Annotated in this window: 15 protein-coding genes; 9 read left to right on the top strand and 6 right to left on the bottom strand. The window is 39.9% G+C overall.

Annotated features, from left to right (window positions below; genetic code table 11):
- Positions 1–791: 791 nt before the first annotated feature.
- From PSE72_RS14340 to argE, 3 genes are all read right to left on the bottom strand, one after another.
- Entirely contained in the window at positions 792–2,204 is a 1,413-nt protein-coding gene (locus PSE72_RS14340; RefSeq protein WP_110731561.1) for a hypothetical protein, read from the bottom strand.
- A 118-nt stretch (positions 2,205–2,322) separates the two neighbouring features.
- Positions 2,323–3,207: a methylenetetrahydrofolate reductase gene (gene metF, locus PSE72_RS14335; RefSeq protein ID WP_110731562.1), complete on the bottom strand. Its 885-nt coding sequence runs from the start codon at positions 3,205–3,207 to the stop codon at positions 2,323–2,325.
- A 227-nt stretch (positions 3,208–3,434) separates the two neighbouring features.
- A complete protein-coding gene (gene argE / locus PSE72_RS14330) occupies positions 3,435–4,589 on the bottom strand; it encodes an acetylornithine deacetylase (RefSeq protein ID WP_217007834.1) in 1,155 nt (384 codons plus the stop codon).
- 102 nt (positions 4,590–4,691) lie between these two features.
- Here argE and argC point away from each other — a divergent pair, with 102 nt between their 5' ends.
- The 4 genes from argC (at position 4,692) to argH (ending at position 9,207) form a co-directional block, all read left to right on the top strand.
- Entirely contained in the window at positions 4,692–5,696 is a 1,005-nt protein-coding gene (gene argC, locus PSE72_RS14325; RefSeq protein WP_115168146.1) for an N-acetyl-gamma-glutamyl-phosphate reductase, read from the top strand.
- A gap of 14 nt (positions 5,697–5,710) precedes the next feature.
- Positions 5,711–6,487: an acetylglutamate kinase gene (argB, locus tag PSE72_RS14320; RefSeq protein WP_115168145.1), complete on the top strand. Its 777-nt coding sequence runs from the start codon at positions 5,711–5,713 to the stop codon at positions 6,485–6,487.
- Between the two features lie 44 nt (positions 6,488–6,531).
- Complete coding sequence (locus PSE72_RS14315) at positions 6,532–7,752, top strand: argininosuccinate synthase (RefSeq protein ID WP_004907093.1); 1,221 nt, start codon at positions 6,532–6,534, stop codon at positions 7,750–7,752.
- Positions 7,753–7,830: 78 nt separating this feature from the next.
- Entirely contained in the window at positions 7,831–9,207 is a 1,377-nt protein-coding gene (gene argH / locus PSE72_RS14310) for an argininosuccinate lyase (RefSeq protein ID WP_004907096.1), read from the top strand.
- A 63-nt stretch (positions 9,208–9,270) separates the two neighbouring features.
- Here the strand turns inward: argH and PSE72_RS14305 are convergent, their stop codons facing one another.
- Positions 9,271–9,621, bottom strand: coding sequence for a hypothetical protein (locus PSE72_RS14305; protein ID WP_115168144.1), 351 nt, complete (start codon positions 9,619–9,621; stop codon positions 9,271–9,273).
- A 987-nt stretch (positions 9,622–10,608) separates the two neighbouring features.
- Here PSE72_RS14305 and oxyR point away from each other — a divergent pair.
- The gene (oxyR, locus tag PSE72_RS14300; RefSeq protein WP_004907100.1) at positions 10,609–11,514 is read left to right on the top strand and encodes a DNA-binding transcriptional regulator OxyR; all 906 of its coding nucleotides are present in this window, start codon (positions 10,609–10,611) and stop codon (positions 11,512–11,514) included.
- Positions 11,515–11,588: 74 nt separating this feature from the next.
- Here the strand turns inward: oxyR and sthA are convergent, their stop codons facing one another.
- Positions 11,589–12,986 carry a Si-specific NAD(P)(+) transhydrogenase gene (gene sthA / locus PSE72_RS14295; RefSeq protein ID WP_004907101.1) on the bottom strand — a complete coding sequence of 466 codons (1,398 nt, stop codon included), beginning with the start codon at positions 12,984–12,986 and terminating at the stop codon, positions 11,589–11,591.
- A gap of 462 nt (positions 12,987–13,448) precedes the next feature.
- Here sthA and fabR point away from each other — a divergent pair, with 462 nt between their 5' ends.
- Together fabR and PSE72_RS14285 are read left to right on the top strand one after the other, a co-directional pair.
- Positions 13,449–14,105, top strand: a complete 657-nt coding sequence (fabR, locus tag PSE72_RS14290; RefSeq protein WP_004265350.1) for an HTH-type transcriptional repressor FabR — start codon at positions 13,449–13,451, stop codon at positions 14,103–14,105.
- Between the two features lie 12 nt (positions 14,106–14,117).
- Positions 14,118–14,507: a YijD family membrane protein gene (locus tag PSE72_RS14285; protein WP_004907104.1), complete on the top strand. Its 390-nt coding sequence runs from the start codon at positions 14,118–14,120 to the stop codon at positions 14,505–14,507.
- An 80-nt stretch (positions 14,508–14,587) separates the two neighbouring features.
- Here the strand turns inward: PSE72_RS14285 and trmA are convergent, their stop codons facing one another.
- Positions 14,588–15,685: a tRNA (uridine(54)-C5)-methyltransferase TrmA gene (gene trmA, locus PSE72_RS14280; RefSeq protein ID WP_115168143.1), complete on the bottom strand. Its 1,098-nt coding sequence runs from the start codon at positions 15,683–15,685 to the stop codon at positions 14,588–14,590.
- Positions 15,686–16,167: 482 nt separating this feature from the next.
- On the opposite strand from trmA, the gene btuB reads away from it, so the two are divergent.
- Positions 16,168–18,054 carry a TonB-dependent vitamin B12 receptor BtuB gene (btuB, locus tag PSE72_RS14275; RefSeq protein WP_217007833.1) on the top strand — a complete coding sequence of 629 codons (1,887 nt, stop codon included), beginning with the start codon at positions 16,168–16,170 and terminating at the stop codon, positions 18,052–18,054.
- Complete coding sequence (gene murI / locus PSE72_RS14270) at positions 17,999–18,862, top strand: glutamate racemase (protein WP_004907112.1); 864 nt, start codon at positions 17,999–18,001, stop codon at positions 18,860–18,862. The genes btuB and murI overlap by 56 nt, the downstream gene beginning before the upstream one ends.
- Positions 18,863–18,913: the final 51 nt, after the last annotated feature.

Here is an 18,913-nt window from a genome sequence, read left to right as displayed (position 1 = left end):
AATATACGCTGACTTTTGAAAAATTCAAAAGCGTTCAAATAAAAAAGATAATTTAATGAAAAATGTCATAATTAGAAAGTAATAGTGGAGTGAATGATGGTTTGTGATTGTTTTTTTGATAGATAATTTTATCAAAGGGTGATTTGTGTTTATAAGATGATACTAAAAACTGCATAATTTAACTGAATTATTACATTTTTATGGTTTTTATTTCTATGAATTTAGCTTTTTAGCTATTTTTATTTGATTTTACATGGGGCGATAATTGTAGGAGAAATACATGATTATTTGTGGGGATTTAATATTTCAGTAATGTTAAATTCTGTGATTGATATTTAAGCGATAATTTTCATTATATTAAAAATTAATTTATACCATTAACCGTTAAATATATTTATTGCGGTAAGATAAACTTGAATATAGAAGATAATAACACTGGTTTTATTATGGATATGTGGGTCGGAAAACTAATCAGTTTCGATATCACGTCAATGTATTTTTGTAAAAAACAGAAGCTCTTTTGTAAACAATAAATATAAATAGCCAGTTCCGGATAATTGATGATCTTTATTTTTAAGCTAACTAAAGTAGTGCTAGCTAACCAATAGCATATCACGAGCGACAAATCACATATGCTTTCCGAGCGGCTTGTAGGCACAATGAACGAAACAGATTCATGTATTGGATTTATTTCAATATAGATAGGAACCGCCATATACGAAGCCGTACATACATTGGTGTGAAAGGATGGCGGAGTGATCCCGCCTTCTGCTCGATTAGTGACTTGCTTTCTACTGATCCCATCTTTTCCATTCTTTTTTTGGCGTGATGAACTCACGAATTTTACCATTGGCTTTTAAGCTAGCAATTTTCTTATTAGTTGCCTCTTCTTGAGCTAATTGTTCTGGAGTCGGTGGAATATACTGGGTTGCATTTAAATAGGAAGCCCTAGTGCCGCCATTAAGTTTGTAACCACTGATTTTAGAAACCATAGTATCTTTGGTTCCATGTTGTTCTGCATACTTGATTAAGCCATCAGCAACTCCCTCTTTCCATGGTTGCATGTCGTAGTAAGGTACGGCGCTTTTTAAGGATAAATACTCACTAAGTGACTGATCACCGCTCATCATGCCGGAATCAGCCAAGCACATGAAATCCTCAAAAATATTTTTGGGGAGGGATTCAGTTACAACAATATTAATTTGTCGGTTTCCAGTACCTTTAAGCTCAAAAAGTTTTTCTAATTTTCCTTGCTCTGTATCTGCAAGATATAATTGTGCTTTTGAAAATAACATTGGCGAATCAAATTTCCCTGCTTCTTTTTTTATCAGTATTTCTTGTAGGGCTGAGGAAACAGTTTCTTTACCGTCAAAGTAGTATTTTGTATGCCTATCAAATTCTTCTATATTGAAATCATCACGATAACAATTGGCTAGCTGGCGTATCACAATAATAAAATTTGTATCTTTATTATCATGCTGTGTTTCTACAAGTTTATTAGCAATGAACAATTGTGCACTATGCATGGGGAGTTTGGCTTGTCGGTACACAGGTTCAGCACTGAGATAGGCTAAATAGTGGTGGGTATCTTTTGCTAACGATAAATTATAACTATCCATTAAGTTGGATAACTCATATTTGAAACGGTGTTTAATATTATCTATCTGTTTCTGTTCTGTTGCTAAATAACCTATCCCATTATTTAACCCTAAGTTATAAGCGCGGATATTTTTAAACCCATTATGACGTAGGTGCTTTATACATTCTAGCCGTTTACTGTCTTGAGGACGGACATCCATTTCATCAAGGATCATTACTTTTTGTTTGTTAAAATCAAGGTGTTGACATAGCCACGTGATACAAAACTCAATTTGTTGAGGTTCCAGCGTGCTAATTGGAGTAATAATAAGTAATGGATTTCTCAATTGGTCAATTGAATTAAAAGTGGGGTCATTTAACGACAAATTACGACAGCCCATTTTTGCAATATTGTCAGCATTTATTGAAATGATGGATACCCTACAGCCATCATTTAAAGCAATGTTTGCGACTTTATTACCCAGTACTTTATCCCCACCTCCATTCATATAGGGATTAATAATCACGACATCCCGTTGTTCAAATGATCCAGTAGGGAATGCGGCTGCTTTAATCGAGGTGGATGGTGAAGCATTCACCGAAGAGATATTGGACTCAACTTTCATATTTAATACTCATTGTTGGAATTTTTCGATTTCAATGAGTTTAACTAAGTGGAATTAGGAAACTTTCATAAAGCAATGTCGTGATGTACTTTTAAAAATACATCACGATATTGAGGGGCTAAGGCCTAACGCCTAAAGTATGGCAGATAGCATAGGTAAGCTCAGAACGGTTCAATGTGTAAAAGTGGAAATCTTTTACGCCTTCACGGCTAAGAATTTTAACCATGTCCATGGCAATGGATGCTCCAACAAGGTTTCGGCTTTCTGGGTCATTGTCTAACCCTTCGTACATTTTACTCATCCACGCAGGAATGCGTACGTTAGTCAGTTTGGCAAAACGCTCAAGTTGACGAAAGTTAGAGACCGGTAAGATCCCCGGTACAATTTCCACATCAATGCCAGTCGCGACACAGCGGTCACGAAAACGTAAATAGCTTTCAACATCAAAGAAAAATTGAGTAATTGCACGGTTAGCACCCGCATCAATTTTCTTTTTTAAACTAATTAAATCGGCTTGGGCACTTTTAGCTTCTGGGTGAACCTCAGGGTAGGCGGCGACAGAAATATCAAAATCCGCTTCACCTTTTAACAATTCGACGAGATCAACGGCATACATATCTGGCTTACGGCTGTTGTCAGGCAAATCACCGCGCAGTGCCACAATATGGCGAATACCATTATTCCAATAGTCACGAGCAATGGCTTTCAGTTCATCAGGGCTTGCATCAATACAAGTTAGGTGAGGGGCGGCAATTAAACCGGTTTTATCTTTAATATCTTTGATGATGCTGTGCGTTCTATCACGTTCACCGGAATTCGCACCATAAGTCACGGAGACAAATTTAGGTTTCAGGTTTTTGAGCCGATCGATGGATTTCCATAGTGTCTGCTCCATCTCTTCACTGCGAGGTGGGAAAAATTCAAATGAAACATTAATTTGGCCATCTAACTCAGCTAAATTTTGATTTAGCGCTTCGCGCTGATTTGCGTGAAAAAAGCTCATACCCTGTAACCTCGCAATTTGCAGACAACTATTTTTTGTACGTTATTATATCCATTTGTGCGTCTATACGTTTAGACGTCTAAAGGAAATTACCAGATCGGTATCAATAGTCAATACTTAAATTAAATTATGACGCTGAGGTTTTTTCAAAGGCAACAGGAAAATAATTCATGATAAAAAAACGCGACTCTTTTCAGTGTCGCGCTTGAATCTATGGCTAGTCAGATTTACTCAGTGAAACAGAAGTGCTCAATCATTTGGCTAATTAATTGGCGAGTAGGCTCAATAAAGTGCATATCGATAAATTCATCAGGTTGATGTGCTTGTTCAATAGAACCAGGGCCAAGAACCAACGTTGGGCAGAGCTCTTGGATAAACGGTGCTTCAGTACAGTAATTCACGGTATCTGCTTTTTGCCCTAACAATTGCTCAATCACTGCGACCATTTTGTGGTCCGTTGGGCATTCATAGCCAGGGATCGGCGGATGCATGGATTCAACCGTCAAGCGACCTGGCCAACGGGCACTAACCGGCTCAAGAGCTTCATTAAGTAGTTCATCTAAATCTTGCAAAGTTAACCCAGGTAGCGGACGAATATCCATATGTAATTCACAACAACCACAAATTCGGTTGGCTGCGTCACCACCATGAATATGACCAAAGTTCATCGTCGGGTAGGGAATGACAAATGCAGGGTTGTTAAATCGTTCTTTTAACGTATTTCGTAAGTCCATTAGGTGGGAAATAGACTCATGCATCAATTCAATTGCATTGACGCCACGTTCTGGGTCACTAGAGTGCCCCGATTGCCCAGTAATGCGGATAGCATTTGATAAATGCCCTTTGTGCGCGCGAATCGGTTGTAACGATGTTGGCTCGCCAATAATTGCAAAATCTGGTCTTAATGTTGTACTGGCTGCAAAATAACGCGCACCAGCCATCGATGTTTCTTCATCTGCTGTGGCTAATATATGCAGTGGGCGTTTGAGTTGTTTTAAATCCATATCGCGTAACGCATCAACAATAAAAGCAAAAAAGCCTTTCATATCTGCGGTTCCGAGCCCATATAACTTGCCGTCATGCTCTGTCAGCTCAAACGGGCTTTTGCTCCAACGCCCATCATCAAAGGGCACGGTATCGGTATGACCGCATAGCATCAACCCACCATTTCCTTCGCCAATGGATGCAAGCAAATTATATTTATCACGCGTTTCCGGTACAGGTTGAATGTTGACCGAAAAACCTAATGTCTCCAGCCATCCACCGAGAAGTTCCACCAGAGCTTTATTGCTCTGATCCAAATGAGAATCAGTCGCACTAATCGACGGAATGGCAATTAATTGACGATAAATCTCAATAAATGCAGGTAATTTAATATTCACTGTTGACAGCCTTTATCCATAATAGTATCAATATTCATGCACTTTATTTGAATAAAAATACACATTAAACTGTTTGGGTCACGAGTACAAGGTAGAAAGCATATGTTGAACACACTCATTATCGGGGCCAGTGGCTATACTGGAGCAGAATTAGCCGCTTATTTGCAACGCCATCCGGAAGTTAATCTTCAAGGATTGATGGTATCGAAGCAAAGTGCGGATGCAAATAAACGTTTTTCTGATTTACACCCTCAGTATAAAGGCATCATCGACCTTCCCGTTCTGCCATTAATCGATGTCGCGGAAGCAGCGAAAGGTATTGATGTTGTTTTCCTTGCCACGGCACATGAAGTGAGCCATGACATTGCACCTCAGTTTCTTGAAGCGGGCTGCGTAGTGTTCGACTTATCCGGTGCTTATCGTGTTCAAGATCCTGCGTTTTATACGCAATACTATGGCTTTGAACATACAAATACTGAATGGCTAATGCAAGCAGTTTACGGTTTAGCAGAATGGCAGGCTGATAAAATTCATCAAGCACAATTGATTGCAGTACCAGGGTGTTACCCAACGGTTTCCCAATTAGCACTTAAGCCATTGATTGAAGCAGATTTACTGGATGAAGCTATGTGGCCAGTCATTAATGCCACTAGCGGTGTTTCCGGTGCAGGCCGTAAAGCCTCAATGACTAACAGCTTTTGTGAGGTGAGTTTGCAACCTTATGGCCTCTTTACGCATCGTCACCAGCCAGAAATCGCGACTCATTTAGGGAGAGAGGTAATTTTTACACCGCATTTGGGTAATTTCTCTCGAGGCATTCTGGCAACGATTACTTGCAAAGTAAAAACGGGTGTGACGGTAGAAAAAATCACACAAACGTTTAAAGATGCCTATCAAAATAAACCATTAGTGCGGTTATATGAAAAAGGTGTTCCTGCATTGAAATCGGTAGTCGGTACGCCGTTTTGTGATATTGGCTATGTATTGAAAGGTGAACACCTGATTTTAGTGGGTACAGAAGATAACCTACTTAAAGGTGCAGCAGCACAAGCCGTTCAGTGCATGAATATTCGTTTTGGTTTTGCTGAAACTCAGTCTTTACTTTAAGAAGGATTAACCCCATGCAACCCTTAGTGATTAAATTGGGCGGAGTGTTACTTGATAGCGTCGAAGCGCTTGAAAAATTATTTACAGCTATCCAAACCTATCGGCAAGCTCATCAACGCGAATTGGTGATTGTGCATGGTGGTGGTTGTTTAGTTGATGAATTGATGCAAAAACTGCAATTACCCGTGGTTAAAAAGCAAGGGTTGCGTGTCACGCCAGCAGACCAAATCGATATTATTACGGGGGCATTAGCAGGCACTGCGAATAAAACATTATTGGCATGGGCAACGAAGTATCAACTTTCGGCAGTAGGTCTTTCTCTCGGTGATGGCCAAAGTGCCACGGTGACGCAACTAAACGAAGAATTAGGCCATGTCGGTAATGCTAAACCTGGTGATGCGAAATTATTGAAATTATTGTTGGGCGCGGGTTATTTACCCATTATCAGCTCTATTGGTATCACACCAGAAGGTGAGTTGATGAACGTGAATGCGGACCAAGCCGCAACCGCTATCGCCCAAGCATTAAACGCAGATCTGGTCTTATTGTCCGATGTGAGCGGTATTTTGGATGGTAAAGGCCAAAAAATTGATGAAATGACGACGCAAAAAGCGCAAAAGTTAATTGAACAGGGAATTATTACTGACGGAATGATTGTGAAGGTCAATGCAGCATTAGACGCTGCGGCAGCCTTGCAACGTTCTGTGGATATCGCAAGCTGGCGTCATGCAGAACAACTTCCCGAGCTGTTTAATGGAACAGCAATCGGAACACGGATCTTGGCATCATAAATGAGCCATGGAATAACAATATTAATTGAGCGGATAGGTACGTTATGAAAAAGGGCATTAAAAAGATTGTATTAGCATATTCAGGTGGTCTGGATACATCAGCAATTATTCCATGGCTAAAAGAAAACTATGATGATTGCGAAGTCGTGGCCTTCGTTGCGGATGTGGGGCAAGACCGTGAAGATTTAGTGGGCGTTGAGAAAAAAGCCCTGCAATCAGGTGCATCTGAATGCTACGTAGTGGATTTACGCGAAGAGTTCATCAAAGAGTATATTTACCCTGTATTAAAAACAGGTGCATTATATGAAGGCAGCTATTTATTAGGTACGTCAATGGCCCGCCCAATTATAGCTAAAGCACAAGTCGAAATTGCCTTAAAAGTAGGGGCAGATGCTGTTGCCCATGGCGCAACAGGTAAAGGTAATGACCAAGTGCGTTTCGAAAGCACCTATACGGCATTAGCACCACAGTTACAAGTCGTTGCACCATGGCGTGAGTGGGACTTACGTTCCCGTGAAGCACTGCTCGATTACCTGAAAGAACGTAATATTCCAACAACAGCCAGCTTAGAAAAAATCTATAGTCGTGATGAAAACGCATGGCACATTTCTACAGAAGGTGGTGTATTGGAAAGCACATGGAATGCGGCAAACCAAGATTGTTGGGTATGGACTGTCGACCCGCAAGATGCACCGGATGAAGCTGAACTGGTTACCGTTGGTGTTAAACACGGCGAAGTCGTTTCGGTGAATGGGCAAGCATTGTCCCCACTTGGTTGTTTAGAAACATTAAATACTTTAGGTGCAAAACACGGAGTGGGTCGTATCGACATTGTTGAAAACCGTTTAGTGGGCATGAAATCCCGTGGTTGCTATGAAACCCCGGGAGGCACCATTATGATGGCTGCTCTACGTGGTATTGAACAACTGGTTCTTGACCGTGACAGCTACAAATGGCGTGAGCAACTCGGTTTAGAAATGTCATATGTGGTTTATGACGGGCGCTGGTTTGCACCATTACGTCATTCATTACAAGCTGCTGCGGAGTCATTAGCACAAGATGTGACAGGTGAAGTTGTTCTGAAATTATATAAAGGGCAAGTGACTGCGATTCAGAAAAAAGCAGATAAGAGCTTGTATTCAGAAGAGTTTGCCACATTCGGTGAAGATGAAGTTTATGACCACAGTCATGCAGGTGGGTTTATTCGTCTTTACTCGCTATCTTCACGTATCCGTGCGCTGAAAGAACAAAACAAAGCGAAATAAATCAAATAGTAGTCCCCCGGCAGCCAAGACCGCTGTCGGGGTTAAAAACTTATTTTATCAATCAGGTAGGGATTAGTTATGGCACTTTGGGGTGGACGTTTTAGTCAGCAAGCAGATCAACGGTTTAAACAGTTTAATGATTCACTGCGTTTCGATTATCGCTTGGCGCAACAAGATATTATCGGCTCAGTCGCATGGTCAAAATCACTGGTAACAGTTGGTGTATTGTCTGATAGCGAACAACAAACTTTAGAACAAGCACTAAATGCCTTACTTAAAGAAGTACAAGATAACCCTGAAATTATCCTGCAAAGTGACGCAGAAGATATTCATAGCTGGGTTGAGGGTCAACTGATTGATAAAGTCGGTGATTTAGGTAAAAAATTGCATACAGGCCGTAGCCGTAACGACCAAGTCGCAACAGATTTAAAACTGTGGTGTAAAGACCAAGTTGCATTGCTACTTGAAGCGGTAACAGAGCTACAAAAAGCACTGGTGCTGACTGCGGAAAATAATCAAGATGCCGTGATGCCAGGTTATACGCATTTACAACGTGCCCAGCCTGTCACTTTTGCACATTGGTGCTTAGCTTACAGTGAAATGTTAGCGCGTGATGAAAGCCGTTTAAAAGATACACTAAAACGCTTAGATGTCAGCCCATTAGGATGCGGGGCATTAGCAGGCACGGCTTATGATATCGACCGTGAGCAGCTAGCATCATGGTTAGGTTTTGCTTCGGCAACGCGTAATAGCTTAGATACCGTTTCAGATAGAGACCACGTGCTTGAACTATTATCCAACGCAAGTATCGGTATGGTTCATTTATCCCGCTTTGCTGAAGATTTAATTTTCTTTAATAGTGGTGAAGCTGGTTTTGTCGAGTTATCAGACAAAGTGACATCAGGTTCATCATTAATGCCACAAAAGAAAAACCCAGATGCATTGGAATTAATCCGTGGAAAATGTGGCCGTGTCCAAGGGGCGTTAACAGGTATGATGATGACCCTTAAAGGGTTGCCGCTTGCGTATAACAAAGATATGCAAGAAGACAAAGAAGGGTTATTCGACGCATTAGATACTTGGTTAGATTGCATGCATATGGCTGCGTTAGTGCTTGATGGTATTCAAATTCGTCGTAGCCGTTGTGAAGATGCCGCGAAACAAGGTTATGCCAATGCAACTGAGCTTGCTGATTACCTCGTTGCTAAAGGTGTTCCATTCCGCGAAGCGCATCATATCGTGGGCGAAGCGGTTGTTGCAGCGATTGGGCAAGGTAAAGCTTTAGAAGAAATGGCTCTCAGTGATTTGCAAAAATTCAGTGACACTATTCAGTTGGATGTCTATGAAATTTTATCGCTACAATCTTGTTTAGATAAGCGGTTAGCAAAAGGTGGGGTATCTCAGAAGCAAGTGGCAAGTGCTATTGTGGAAGCAAAAAAACGATTAGAACTGTGATTAGTTGTAGAAGAAAAAATGGGGGGTAGCATGACTACCCCGATTCCCATAACGCGTTTGTTTTTAAATATATTTAATGGTTAGCATTCCGAGTTGTTTTTCTTCATTCACCCAGTTATATGAATACTCTCCTCTACCTTCATTGATTACCTTCCAACCTTGAGTATTTGCAACATTATTCAAGTTTATTTTGCTGGAAACCATATCAGATTGGTTATTTAAGCAATTCAGTGTGACATGATTGTCGGTCACTTCATTAAAGCAAGACGGAAATACGACTGCCCCAGAGAAATGAATAACCCCATTTTGTTGGTCATTACTTGCATAAGCATGAATAGATGCGGTTGTAACGAGCAACAATGCACAGAGTGAACGAGGGCCAAACTTTTGAGTTTTTGTTAATAAATTTTTCATAATAGTATCCCATCATTGATTTTTGATTAATCAACTTGCTGTATGTTTAAATTAGATTTGTGTGCGATTAAATAAGAATAATAATAATGAACTGATATTCCCTGGTGTTTTTGATGTGGGAATTATAAATTTAAAAACACTATTTAGGTGTAAAATTAAAAAAGGAAATGTTTAAAAATATAAAGAAAACAAAATTACTCTCATTGTAATTTAAAATTATCCTTTTGTATCTTTATGGCCAATAAGACTATACATTTAATAATTTGTGGTGTTTTATTTCATTATTTGTGTTATCTATTAGTTTTTTATAGTTGGATTATCTAGTGATTTCCTGTTGTTATCAATCTGTAATAGTGATTTAAATAAAATTTAACAAAATTAGGCTGCAATTTACATTTACTTTTATATAAAAACTTACAAACTTTAATAGAGAGTGAAAGGAAAGATAACAAAATGTTTCTTTTGTTTGAGATGAATATAATAAATATTTGTATGTTTTAATTAATTCAAAACTGATGAAGTGTGACTAAATACATATTAAATTCTAATAATTTAGTTATTCTAGTGATATTCACTAAGTGTTAAAATAAAGTTAATTTTATCTATTATGTGAATTAATGACACAAATAGCCTATATTTTTTGAGGAGAATGTTGGGATTTTACTTGGCAACGTTAGGATATAATTTATTGAAATTTTATTCTAAAAAAACACGGTTAATGCTTTTATTAGGAATGTTATATTGAAATGCTAATGGTAAATGAATTTAATCATTAATTAACTATTCTCTCTGTTGAAGAGTCAGGAATGAGATACATTTTATTTCTAAATATTACACTTTGTTTCATTATATTGCGTGTATCCTTCAAAAAATGAGGTTTTCCCCCTATTTTTCAATTTATCAATAGATAAAACAAAACAATATCGATATAGTGATTGGTATTATCTATCTTTGGTTTGACAGAGAATTCACGAAAGGAAAAGAAATATGAATATTCGAGATTTAGAGTACCTCGTCGCACTCGCCGAACATAAACACTTTAGACGTGCCGCGGATTCTTGTCATGTTAGCCAACCAACTCTTAGTGGCCAAATTCGTAAATTAGAAGAAGAACTTGGCGTGATGTTGTTAGAAAGAACTAGCCGTAAAGTTCTTTTTACTCAACAAGGTTTGTTATTGGTTGAACAAGCCCGTACTATTTTGCGTGAAATTAAGGTATTACAAGAAATGGCAGCCCTCCAAGGGGAAAGCATGTCAGGGCCATTACATATTGGTTTAATTCCAACGGTTGCGCCGTATCTATTACCTCATATTATTCCGCAATTGCACCAAGCTCACCCTAAATTAGAAATCTATTTGCATGAAGCGCAAACTCAGCAATTATTAGCTCAGTTAGACAGTGGTAAATTAGATTGCGCTATTTTAGCTGAAGTAAAAGAAACAGACCCTTTCATTGTTGTTCCTTTATTTGAAGAACCCATGAAATTGGCTATCTATGAGAGTCACCCATGGCATGATCGTGATACGATTGAAATGAGTGAATTGTCAGGTGAAAAACTATTAATGTTAGAAGATGGCCACTGTTTACGTGACCAAGCAATGGGCTTTTGCTTCCAAGCGGGTGCTAAAGAAGATACACACTTCAGGGCAACGAGCTTAGAAACGTTAAGAAATATGGTGGCAGCAGGGAGTGGAATTACACTTTTACCTGATTTATCGGTGCCAAATGAAGTTTGTCGTGATGGGGTATGTTATTTAAATTGCATTGAACCTGAACCGAAACGAACTATCGTATTAGTTTATCGCCCGGGTTCACCGTTACGTGGGCGCTATGAACAATTAGCGGAGACCATCTATAACTCAATGGATAACTATTATAAAAATAGAGTTTAGGGTTAAGCTACCAATATTATTTTTTTAGTTGATGATGGTTGCCAGATTATTGGCAACCATTAATCACTCAATAATTAAAAGAGTCGATTTAAACCATTTAAAGCTGCAACACGGAAAGCTTCCGCCATCGTCGGGTAATTGAACGTCGTATTGACGAAATATTCGATAGTATTACCTTCACCTTTTTGTTCCATGATAGCTTGGCCGATATGGATAATTTCAGCCGCTCTCTCACCGAAACAGTGAATGCCTAATATCTGTAATGTTTCTCTATGGAATAATATTTTCAAACTACCGACATTCATACCTGCGATTTGTGCACGTGCTAAATGTTTAAACTGTGCCCGGCCAACTTCATAAGGCACTTTCATTGCGGTCAGTTCTTGTTCTGTTTTGCCAACTGAACTAATTTCAGGAATGGTATAAATCCCTGTTGGAATATCTTCCACTAAATGTGCATTACCTAAACTACCCCCAATGGCTCGGGCTGCAATTCGGCCTTGGTCATAAGCTGCAGAGGCCAAACTTGGGTAGCCAATGACATCACCAACAGCATAAATATGTTCATTAGTGGTGCGATACGCTTTATTGACTTTAACTAAACCGCGGCCATCTGCTTCGATCCCGACATTAGCCAGGCCTAAGCTATCAGTGTTACCGGTTCTTCCGTTCGCATACAGTAAACAGTCCGCCTTGACTTTTTTACCTGACTTCAGGTGAACAATAACGCCGTCTTCAACCCCTTCGATTTTTTCATATTCTTCATTATGGCGAATAACAACACCACTATTCCAAAAATGATACGACAAGGCATCTGACATTTCTTGGTCAAGAAAGGCCAAGAGATGATCACGGGTGTTGATTAAGTCAACTTTAACCCCTAACCCACGAAAAATAGATGCATATTCACAGCCGATAACACCTGCACCATAAATAATCACATGGCGAGGTTCATGGGTTAGGTTGAGAATAGTATCACTGTTGTAGATTCGAGAATGGTTGAAATCAACGTCAGAAGGGCAGTATGGACGAGAGCCAGTGGCAATGACGATTTTATCTGCACTTAAAACATCACAACTTCCATCCGCGTAGCGGACACTGATATGTTGTTCATCGATAAAGGTGGCTTCACCCGAAAACATTTGGCAACCATTACGTTCGTAAAATCCTTGGCGCATGCGTGTTTGTTGGCTAATTACCGTTTCAGCATGTCGTAGAATTTCGGAGAAAGAGGAGCTTAAGCTACGGGAGTTATCACTATAAAGCGGGTTTTGGTTGAATTCGATAATACGACTAACAGCATGACGGAGGGCTTTTGAGGGAATGGTTCCCCAGTGGGTACAGCCTCCGCCGACATTATTATAACGTTCTATAACAGCAACGTTTTTTCCTTGTTTCACTAGCCCCATGGCGGCGCCTTCACCACCAGGACCGGAACCAATGACTATTGCATCAAAATGGGTAAGTTGCATGAGGTAAGACCTGCTCTAAAACAAAATGACAACAAGATGTTATCATTAGTTGGTTATTTCACCTAATTTCCTCGCTGTCTTTTAAATCGATACAACGTTGGCGACATTCGCTTACTCTAGTCACATACTTATATATACTTCCAGGAGTTCGCTTGTTTTGTCGCCTTATCTCAATTTGAAATTCTTAGGAGAAAATATTTTAGTTCAAGAGCCTCAGAAAAATACCTAAATATAATTCATAGGTTCATAAAGTAGGGATTTGCTGAAGTATTGTTTAGTGAAAGGTTGGTAGTATATCAGCGTTAAAAAACTAATTGAAAAAAGGCTAAGTTAAATTCTGAAAATGAGTAAATTGCAGCGATAGTCGCTTTTTCTCCAAAACAGTTTAATTATTTTCAGGTATGCTAGGCGAAGAGTAATACTTATTACATTGACCTTCCATGATAAGAAATTAGGATCACCGTGAGCAACACAATTGGCGTTAGAGCAAAACAAAAAGAAAAAACTCGGCGTTCACTCGTCGAAGCCGCATTTAGCCAATTAAGCGCTGAGCGGAGCTTTACTAGCCTCAGTTTACGGGAAGTTGCACGTGAAGCTGGGATTGCACCAACTTCATTTTACCGTCATTTCAAGGACGTTGATGAACTCGGGTTGACGATGGTTGACGAAAGTGGCTTGATGTTACGCCAGCTAATGCGTCAAGCAAGACAGCGTATTGCAAAAGGTGGGAGTGTGATCCGTACATCAGTCTCAACTTTTATGGAGTTTATTGGTAATAACCCTAATGCCTTTAGGTTATTATTGCGGGAGCGTTCGGGAACATCTGCGGAGTTTCGTGCAGCGGTCGCTCGGGAAATTCAACATTTTATTGCGGAATTGGCCGATTACCTTGAACTTGAAAGCCGTATGCCTCGCCATTTTACTGAAATGCAAGCCGAGGCCATGGTAACGATTGTCTTTAGCGCAGGTGCGGAAGCGCTAGACATTGATGAAGAAAAACGCAGAAATCTCGAAGAACGGCTGGTATTACAGTTAAGAATGATCGCGAAAGGCGCCTATTACTGGTACCGCCGAGAACAGGAAAAACAAAATCAAACTGACCCAGACCTTACTAAATAATAAGGAGAATCAATGACGGATCAAAAAAGTTATGAAAGAAGCACATTATTGCTAGCCTTTGTGATTGGCCTTGCAACTCATGGGACGTTTTCAACGCTGTTTAACTCGTTGGTCGACTTTTCATTTTTTCCAATTTTAACCCTAATATTGGCTGCGTATTGTTTACACCAGCGCTATTTACATCAAGCCATGCCGATGGGGTTGCCAAAATTTGTTGCTGGTAGTTTTTTTATTGGCCTATTTGGTTATGCCGCGATTTTACGCGTTCAAAACCCTGAAATAGGCTCTAACTTTATCCCAGCAACCTTTATTGTCATTATCGCATTGTGGATGTACTCAAGCTGGAAAGCACGTAAGAAAGAAAAAGCGGAGCTGGCACTTGAGCAAGAAGTCGAAAACTAAGTTTAGACGACTTTTCTACTAAATAAGACGCCGCAGTAAAATGCGGCGTTTTTGTTTTTAATAACCGAGTTTTCAGCCAACTAATAGCGGCTCAGTAATACCCCACTTTCCATATGATGGGTATAGGGAAATTGGTCGAATAAGGCTAATTTCTCTAGTTTATGCGTTTTAGTCAGCTCAACTAAGTTATCGCATAGCGTTTCTGGGTTACACGAAATATATAGGATATGGTCATAACCCTGAACAAGCTTCACTGTTTCTGCATCTAAACCACTGCGAGGCGGGTCAACGAAAATGGTATTGCACTGGTAGTCGGCTAAAGAAATACCCTCTAGGCGCCTAAATTCACGAGCACCTTGCATGGCTTGGGTAAAATCCTCTGCAGACATACGAATAATTTGAACATTTTCAATATTATTGGCTTCGATATTATATTGAGCAGCAGCCACAGAAGGTTTTGCAATTTCAGTGGCTAATACGCGTTCGAAGTTTTGCGCTAATGCCAATGAAAAGTTTCCATTTCCGCAGTAAAGTTCTAATAAATCCCCCGTCGAATTCTGTGTTGCCCCAATTGCCCATTCCAACATTTTGATATTGACCTGTGCGTTAGGCTGCGTAAAGCTATTTTCGACTTGGCGATACACCATATTTTTACCCATTACCGGTAATATTTCATCAACATAATCATTGTCTAACATGATTTTTGTTTTTGACGCTCGGCCGATTAATTGCACATCAAAGCCTTGTTCAACTAAAACGGCTTTTAAGGCTTTTGCCTCAGCAACCCACTCTTCACTGAGTTTTTTATGGTAAAGCAGCGAAACAATCAGCTTATTACTTAGCGTTGATAAATAGTCAATTTGAAATAATTTATGACGCAGTAATTCATTTTGCTTAATTAACGGCAATAACGCTGCCATCATGTCATTGATTAACTGACTTGCGACAGGGAACTGGTCAACACGGATCCTTTCTTTAGTTTCCTTATCAAACATAATATGAAATAAATCGTCATTATCGTGCCAGACGCGAAATTCGGCGCGCATCCGGTAATGCGATTTTGGTGATGAAAAAATTTCAGGTTCAGGGGCGTTAAAAGGAGCCATCATCGCCTTTAAACGATCCATTTTTTCTACGAGCTGTTGTTCGTAGTCGTCAGTGTGCAAGGTGTTTGGCATGTTTGGCTCCATAAAACAGTAATAAATTCGTATCAGGAGCGAAATTGTAGGGAATGCGGCGAAGATGTCCAGTTTTCATTATCCATCCGTAGACACTCATAACTATTCAACTTACGATAATAGGCTGTGGTTTAGGGAATTTGGTGTAAATCCAAGACTGACGCGCAACGGTAATTAAGGTATCCCCGTCATTCTTCAAGCTACATGGGTGTTGGCATCGCTCAGCTACCCTAGTCACATACTTCAGTATGCTCCTAGGGATATCTTCGCTTGCCGCCTACATGTCACTTGAATTATTTAGGGGATATAACAGGTCGAATTTTCATTTTATATATCGTTTTTATTTCATATATAGAAACCCAACTTGTTACTTTATAAGTCCGATACCTGCCACGCTACCAATCGCTTTGTTGAATATCTGCGCGAATCTATATTCAACCTCGCGGAACATTAATTGAATTGATTTTCCGAGTGTAATCATAATGAATAATAAAAAGTCGCTGCCGTTATCGGCCGCTGCGCTGGCTGTGCTGTGCGCTACTTCTTCTTTGGCAAGTGCAAATAATAAAACTGACCAAGTGGTTGTCTCCGCTAACCGCTTTGAACAACCCATCTCTTCTATATTAGCGCCAGTGACGGTGGTCACTCGTGAAGATATCGATCATTGGCAATCCAATACCGTGATAGATGTATTAAGGCGCCTGCCGGGAGTGGATATTGCGCAAAACGGGGGAATGGGTCAACAAAGCTCTCTATTTATACGAGGCACAGAATCACGTCACGTTTTAGTGCTGATTGATGGTGTTCGTTTGAATCAAGCGGGCATTTCTGGCTCTTCCGATATGAGCCAAATTCCTATCTCACTGGTGCAACGCATTGAATATATTCGCGGCGCCCGTTCAGCGGTTTATGGTTCTGATGCAGTAGGTGGAGTAGTAAATATTATTACTCGCCGTGATAACGATGGCACAACTTTAAATGCAGGTATTGGCTCACACAGTTACCAAAACTATAACGGTTCGACTCAGCAAAAAATTGGTGAAAATACGACGGTAACCGCAGCCGGAGCTTATACGCATACCAAAGGATTTGATTTAGCACCAAAAGAAGTTAGCCCAAGACAATATGATAAAGATGGCTTTTTGAGCAAGTCATTGTGGTTAGGTGTTGAACATCAATTTTCTTCAGAAATCTTAGCGTATGCAAGGGCGTACGGTTATGACAATCGAACGAGTTATGACGTATCAGAATATGCGGGAGTTAGTGTTGATACGCGTAAGCTTTATAGCCGTACTTATGAAACAGGTTTGAAATATCATCAAGGAAAATATTCATCATCATTGATGGGAAGCTATGGTTATTCAAAAGATTACAATTTTGATCCTAGAAAAGGGCAATATAGTGAATCTGCAAATCTTGATGAGTCTAAGCAGTACAATATTCAATGGGGTAATAGTTACCTATTAGATAAAGGTAATATTAGTGCGGGGATTGATTATCAACGCCAAAGTATTGAGCCTAGCAGCTACGCGATGATCAATGAAAAACAAACGTTAAATAACACTGGGATATACCTCACAGGGCAATATGCAATTATTGATTCAGTAACTGCAGAGGCCGCTATACGTTCTGACCATCACTCTGAATTTAATTGGCATACAATATGGCAATCAGGCCTTAGTTGGGAGTTTCATGAAGGTTACAAACTTGTTGGTTCATATGCAACTGCTTATAAAGCACCTAATCTAACTCAATTATATGCGTATTCTTCATCGGCATATGGAACAACGCTAGGTAATCCGAACTTGAAACCCGAGGAAAGTAAGCAGTGGGAGATTGGTGTTGAAGGAACAACGGGACCACTTTTTTGGCAGGTCAATGCATACCATAATGATATTGATAACCTGATTGCATATAAATCAGGTTATCCGACTAGCACTTATGAGAACATTGGCGAAGCTGAAATTAAAGGTGTTGAATGGGTTGGTGAGTTCGAAACAGGTATCCTTCATCACCAAGTTACCTATCAATATGTTGACCCTCGTAACAAAAAGACGGATAAGGTTCTTGAGCGACGGGCTAAGCAGCAAGTTAAATACCAGCTAGATTGGGCTATTGATAAAGTAGATATGGGGCTAACCTACCAATATATAGGCTCTCGCTATGATAATGACTATAGCCAATTTCCTTCTAGACGTGTAAAACAAGGCGGTGTTAGCCTTTGGGGTCTCACAGCTGCGTATCCAATCACTTCACATCTCACAATTCGTGGTAAAATAGCTAATATGTTCGATAAAGACTATGAGACCGCGTATGGTTATCGCACCGCTGGAAGAGAATATTTCCTCACTGGAAGCTACAACTTCTGATAACACCCTATCTGTTCGCCCGACCATTCTAGTGTTTGACTCTGGAGTGGGCGGGTTATCTGTCTATCGTGAAGTCAAAAAAATGATCCCGAATGCCCACTATATCTACGCATTCGACAATGAAGCCTTCCCTTATGGTGAAAAAAGTGAAGAGTTTATTATTGATAGGGTCTATCAAATCGTAAATGTAATTGCTGCAAAACATCCTTTAACTATTGTGATTATTGCGTGTAATACCGCAAGTACGGTCAGCCTCCCTAATTTGAGAGCACATTTTACGTTCCCAGTTGTTGGGGTTGTTCCAGCCATTAAACCCGCAACTAAGTTAACGCGTAATGGCGTGGTGGGTTTATTGGCGACGAAAGGCACTGTAAACCGTGAATACACCAAAGAGCTGATCGAACGGTTTGCTACAGACTGTAAAGTGATTTCCCTCGGTTCTGCGGAATTAGTTCAACTCGCAGAAAGAAAGTTACATGGGGAAACCTTACCACTCGATGAAGTCGCTCAAACTGTTAGGCCATGGATTCGAATGCCAGAGCCGCCTGATACCGTTATTTTGGGTTGCACGCATTTTCCTTTATTAATAGAAGAACTCGAAAAAGTGCTACCAGATGGAACTCGATTCATTGATTCAGGTTCTGCAATCGCCAGAAGAACTATTTGGCTCATTAATAATCAAGCTGAAATCATCAATTCAGATGAGGAAAACTTCGCATATTGCTTATTAATGGATGACAACGTAAAAGGGTTACAACCAGTTCTCGAAGCCGAAGGGTTCAAAACGCTGCAAAAACTAGCTATTTAAGTTAAATTTGATGGAAAGCTGAGCGAACGAAAAAAAATATGAAAAAAAGGG

The organism is Providencia sp. PROV116, assembly GCF_028482485.1.
In the GTDB taxonomy this organism is placed as follows: domain Bacteria; phylum Pseudomonadota; class Gammaproteobacteria; order Enterobacterales; family Enterobacteriaceae; genus Providencia; species Providencia rettgeri.
The sequence above is the reverse complement of the archived record's forward strand: the minus strand, read 5'-3'. Positions and strand labels throughout refer to the sequence as shown.

Coding starts and splice junctions, on each gene's coding strand:
- metF (WP_110731562.1), bottom strand. CDS start 3,207: ATGAGCTTTTTTCACGCAAATCAGCGCGAAGCGCTAAATCAAAATTTA.
- PSE72_RS14340 (WP_110731561.1), bottom strand. CDS start 2,204: ATGAAAGTTGAGTCCAATATCTCTTCGGTGAATGCTTCACCATCCACC.
- argH (WP_004907096.1), top strand. CDS start 7,831: ATGGCACTTTGGGGTGGACGTTTTAGTCAGCAAGCAGATCAACGGTTT.
- btuB (WP_217007833.1), top strand. CDS start 16,168: ATGAATAATAAAAAGTCGCTGCCGTTATCGGCCGCTGCGCTGGCTGTG.
- PSE72_RS14285 (WP_004907104.1), top strand. CDS start 14,118: ATGACGGATCAAAAAAGTTATGAAAGAAGCACATTATTGCTAGCCTTT.
- trmA (WP_115168143.1), bottom strand. CDS start 15,685: ATGCCAAACACCTTGCACACTGACGACTACGAACAACAGCTCGTAGAA.
- PSE72_RS14315 (WP_004907093.1), top strand. CDS start 6,532: ATGAAAAAGGGCATTAAAAAGATTGTATTAGCATATTCAGGTGGTCTG.
- argB (WP_115168145.1), top strand. CDS start 5,711: ATGCAACCCTTAGTGATTAAATTGGGCGGAGTGTTACTTGATAGCGTC.
- sthA (WP_004907101.1), bottom strand. CDS start 12,986: ATGCAACTTACCCATTTTGATGCAATAGTCATTGGTTCCGGTCCTGGT.
- PSE72_RS14305 (WP_115168144.1), bottom strand. CDS start 9,621: ATGAAAAATTTATTAACAAAAACTCAAAAGTTTGGCCCTCGTTCACTC.
- oxyR (WP_004907100.1), top strand. CDS start 10,609: ATGAATATTCGAGATTTAGAGTACCTCGTCGCACTCGCCGAACATAAA.
- argC (WP_115168146.1), top strand. CDS start 4,692: ATGTTGAACACACTCATTATCGGGGCCAGTGGCTATACTGGAGCAGAA.
- murI (WP_004907112.1), top strand. CDS start 17,999: ATGGTTATCGCACCGCTGGAAGAGAATATTTCCTCACTGGAAGCTACA.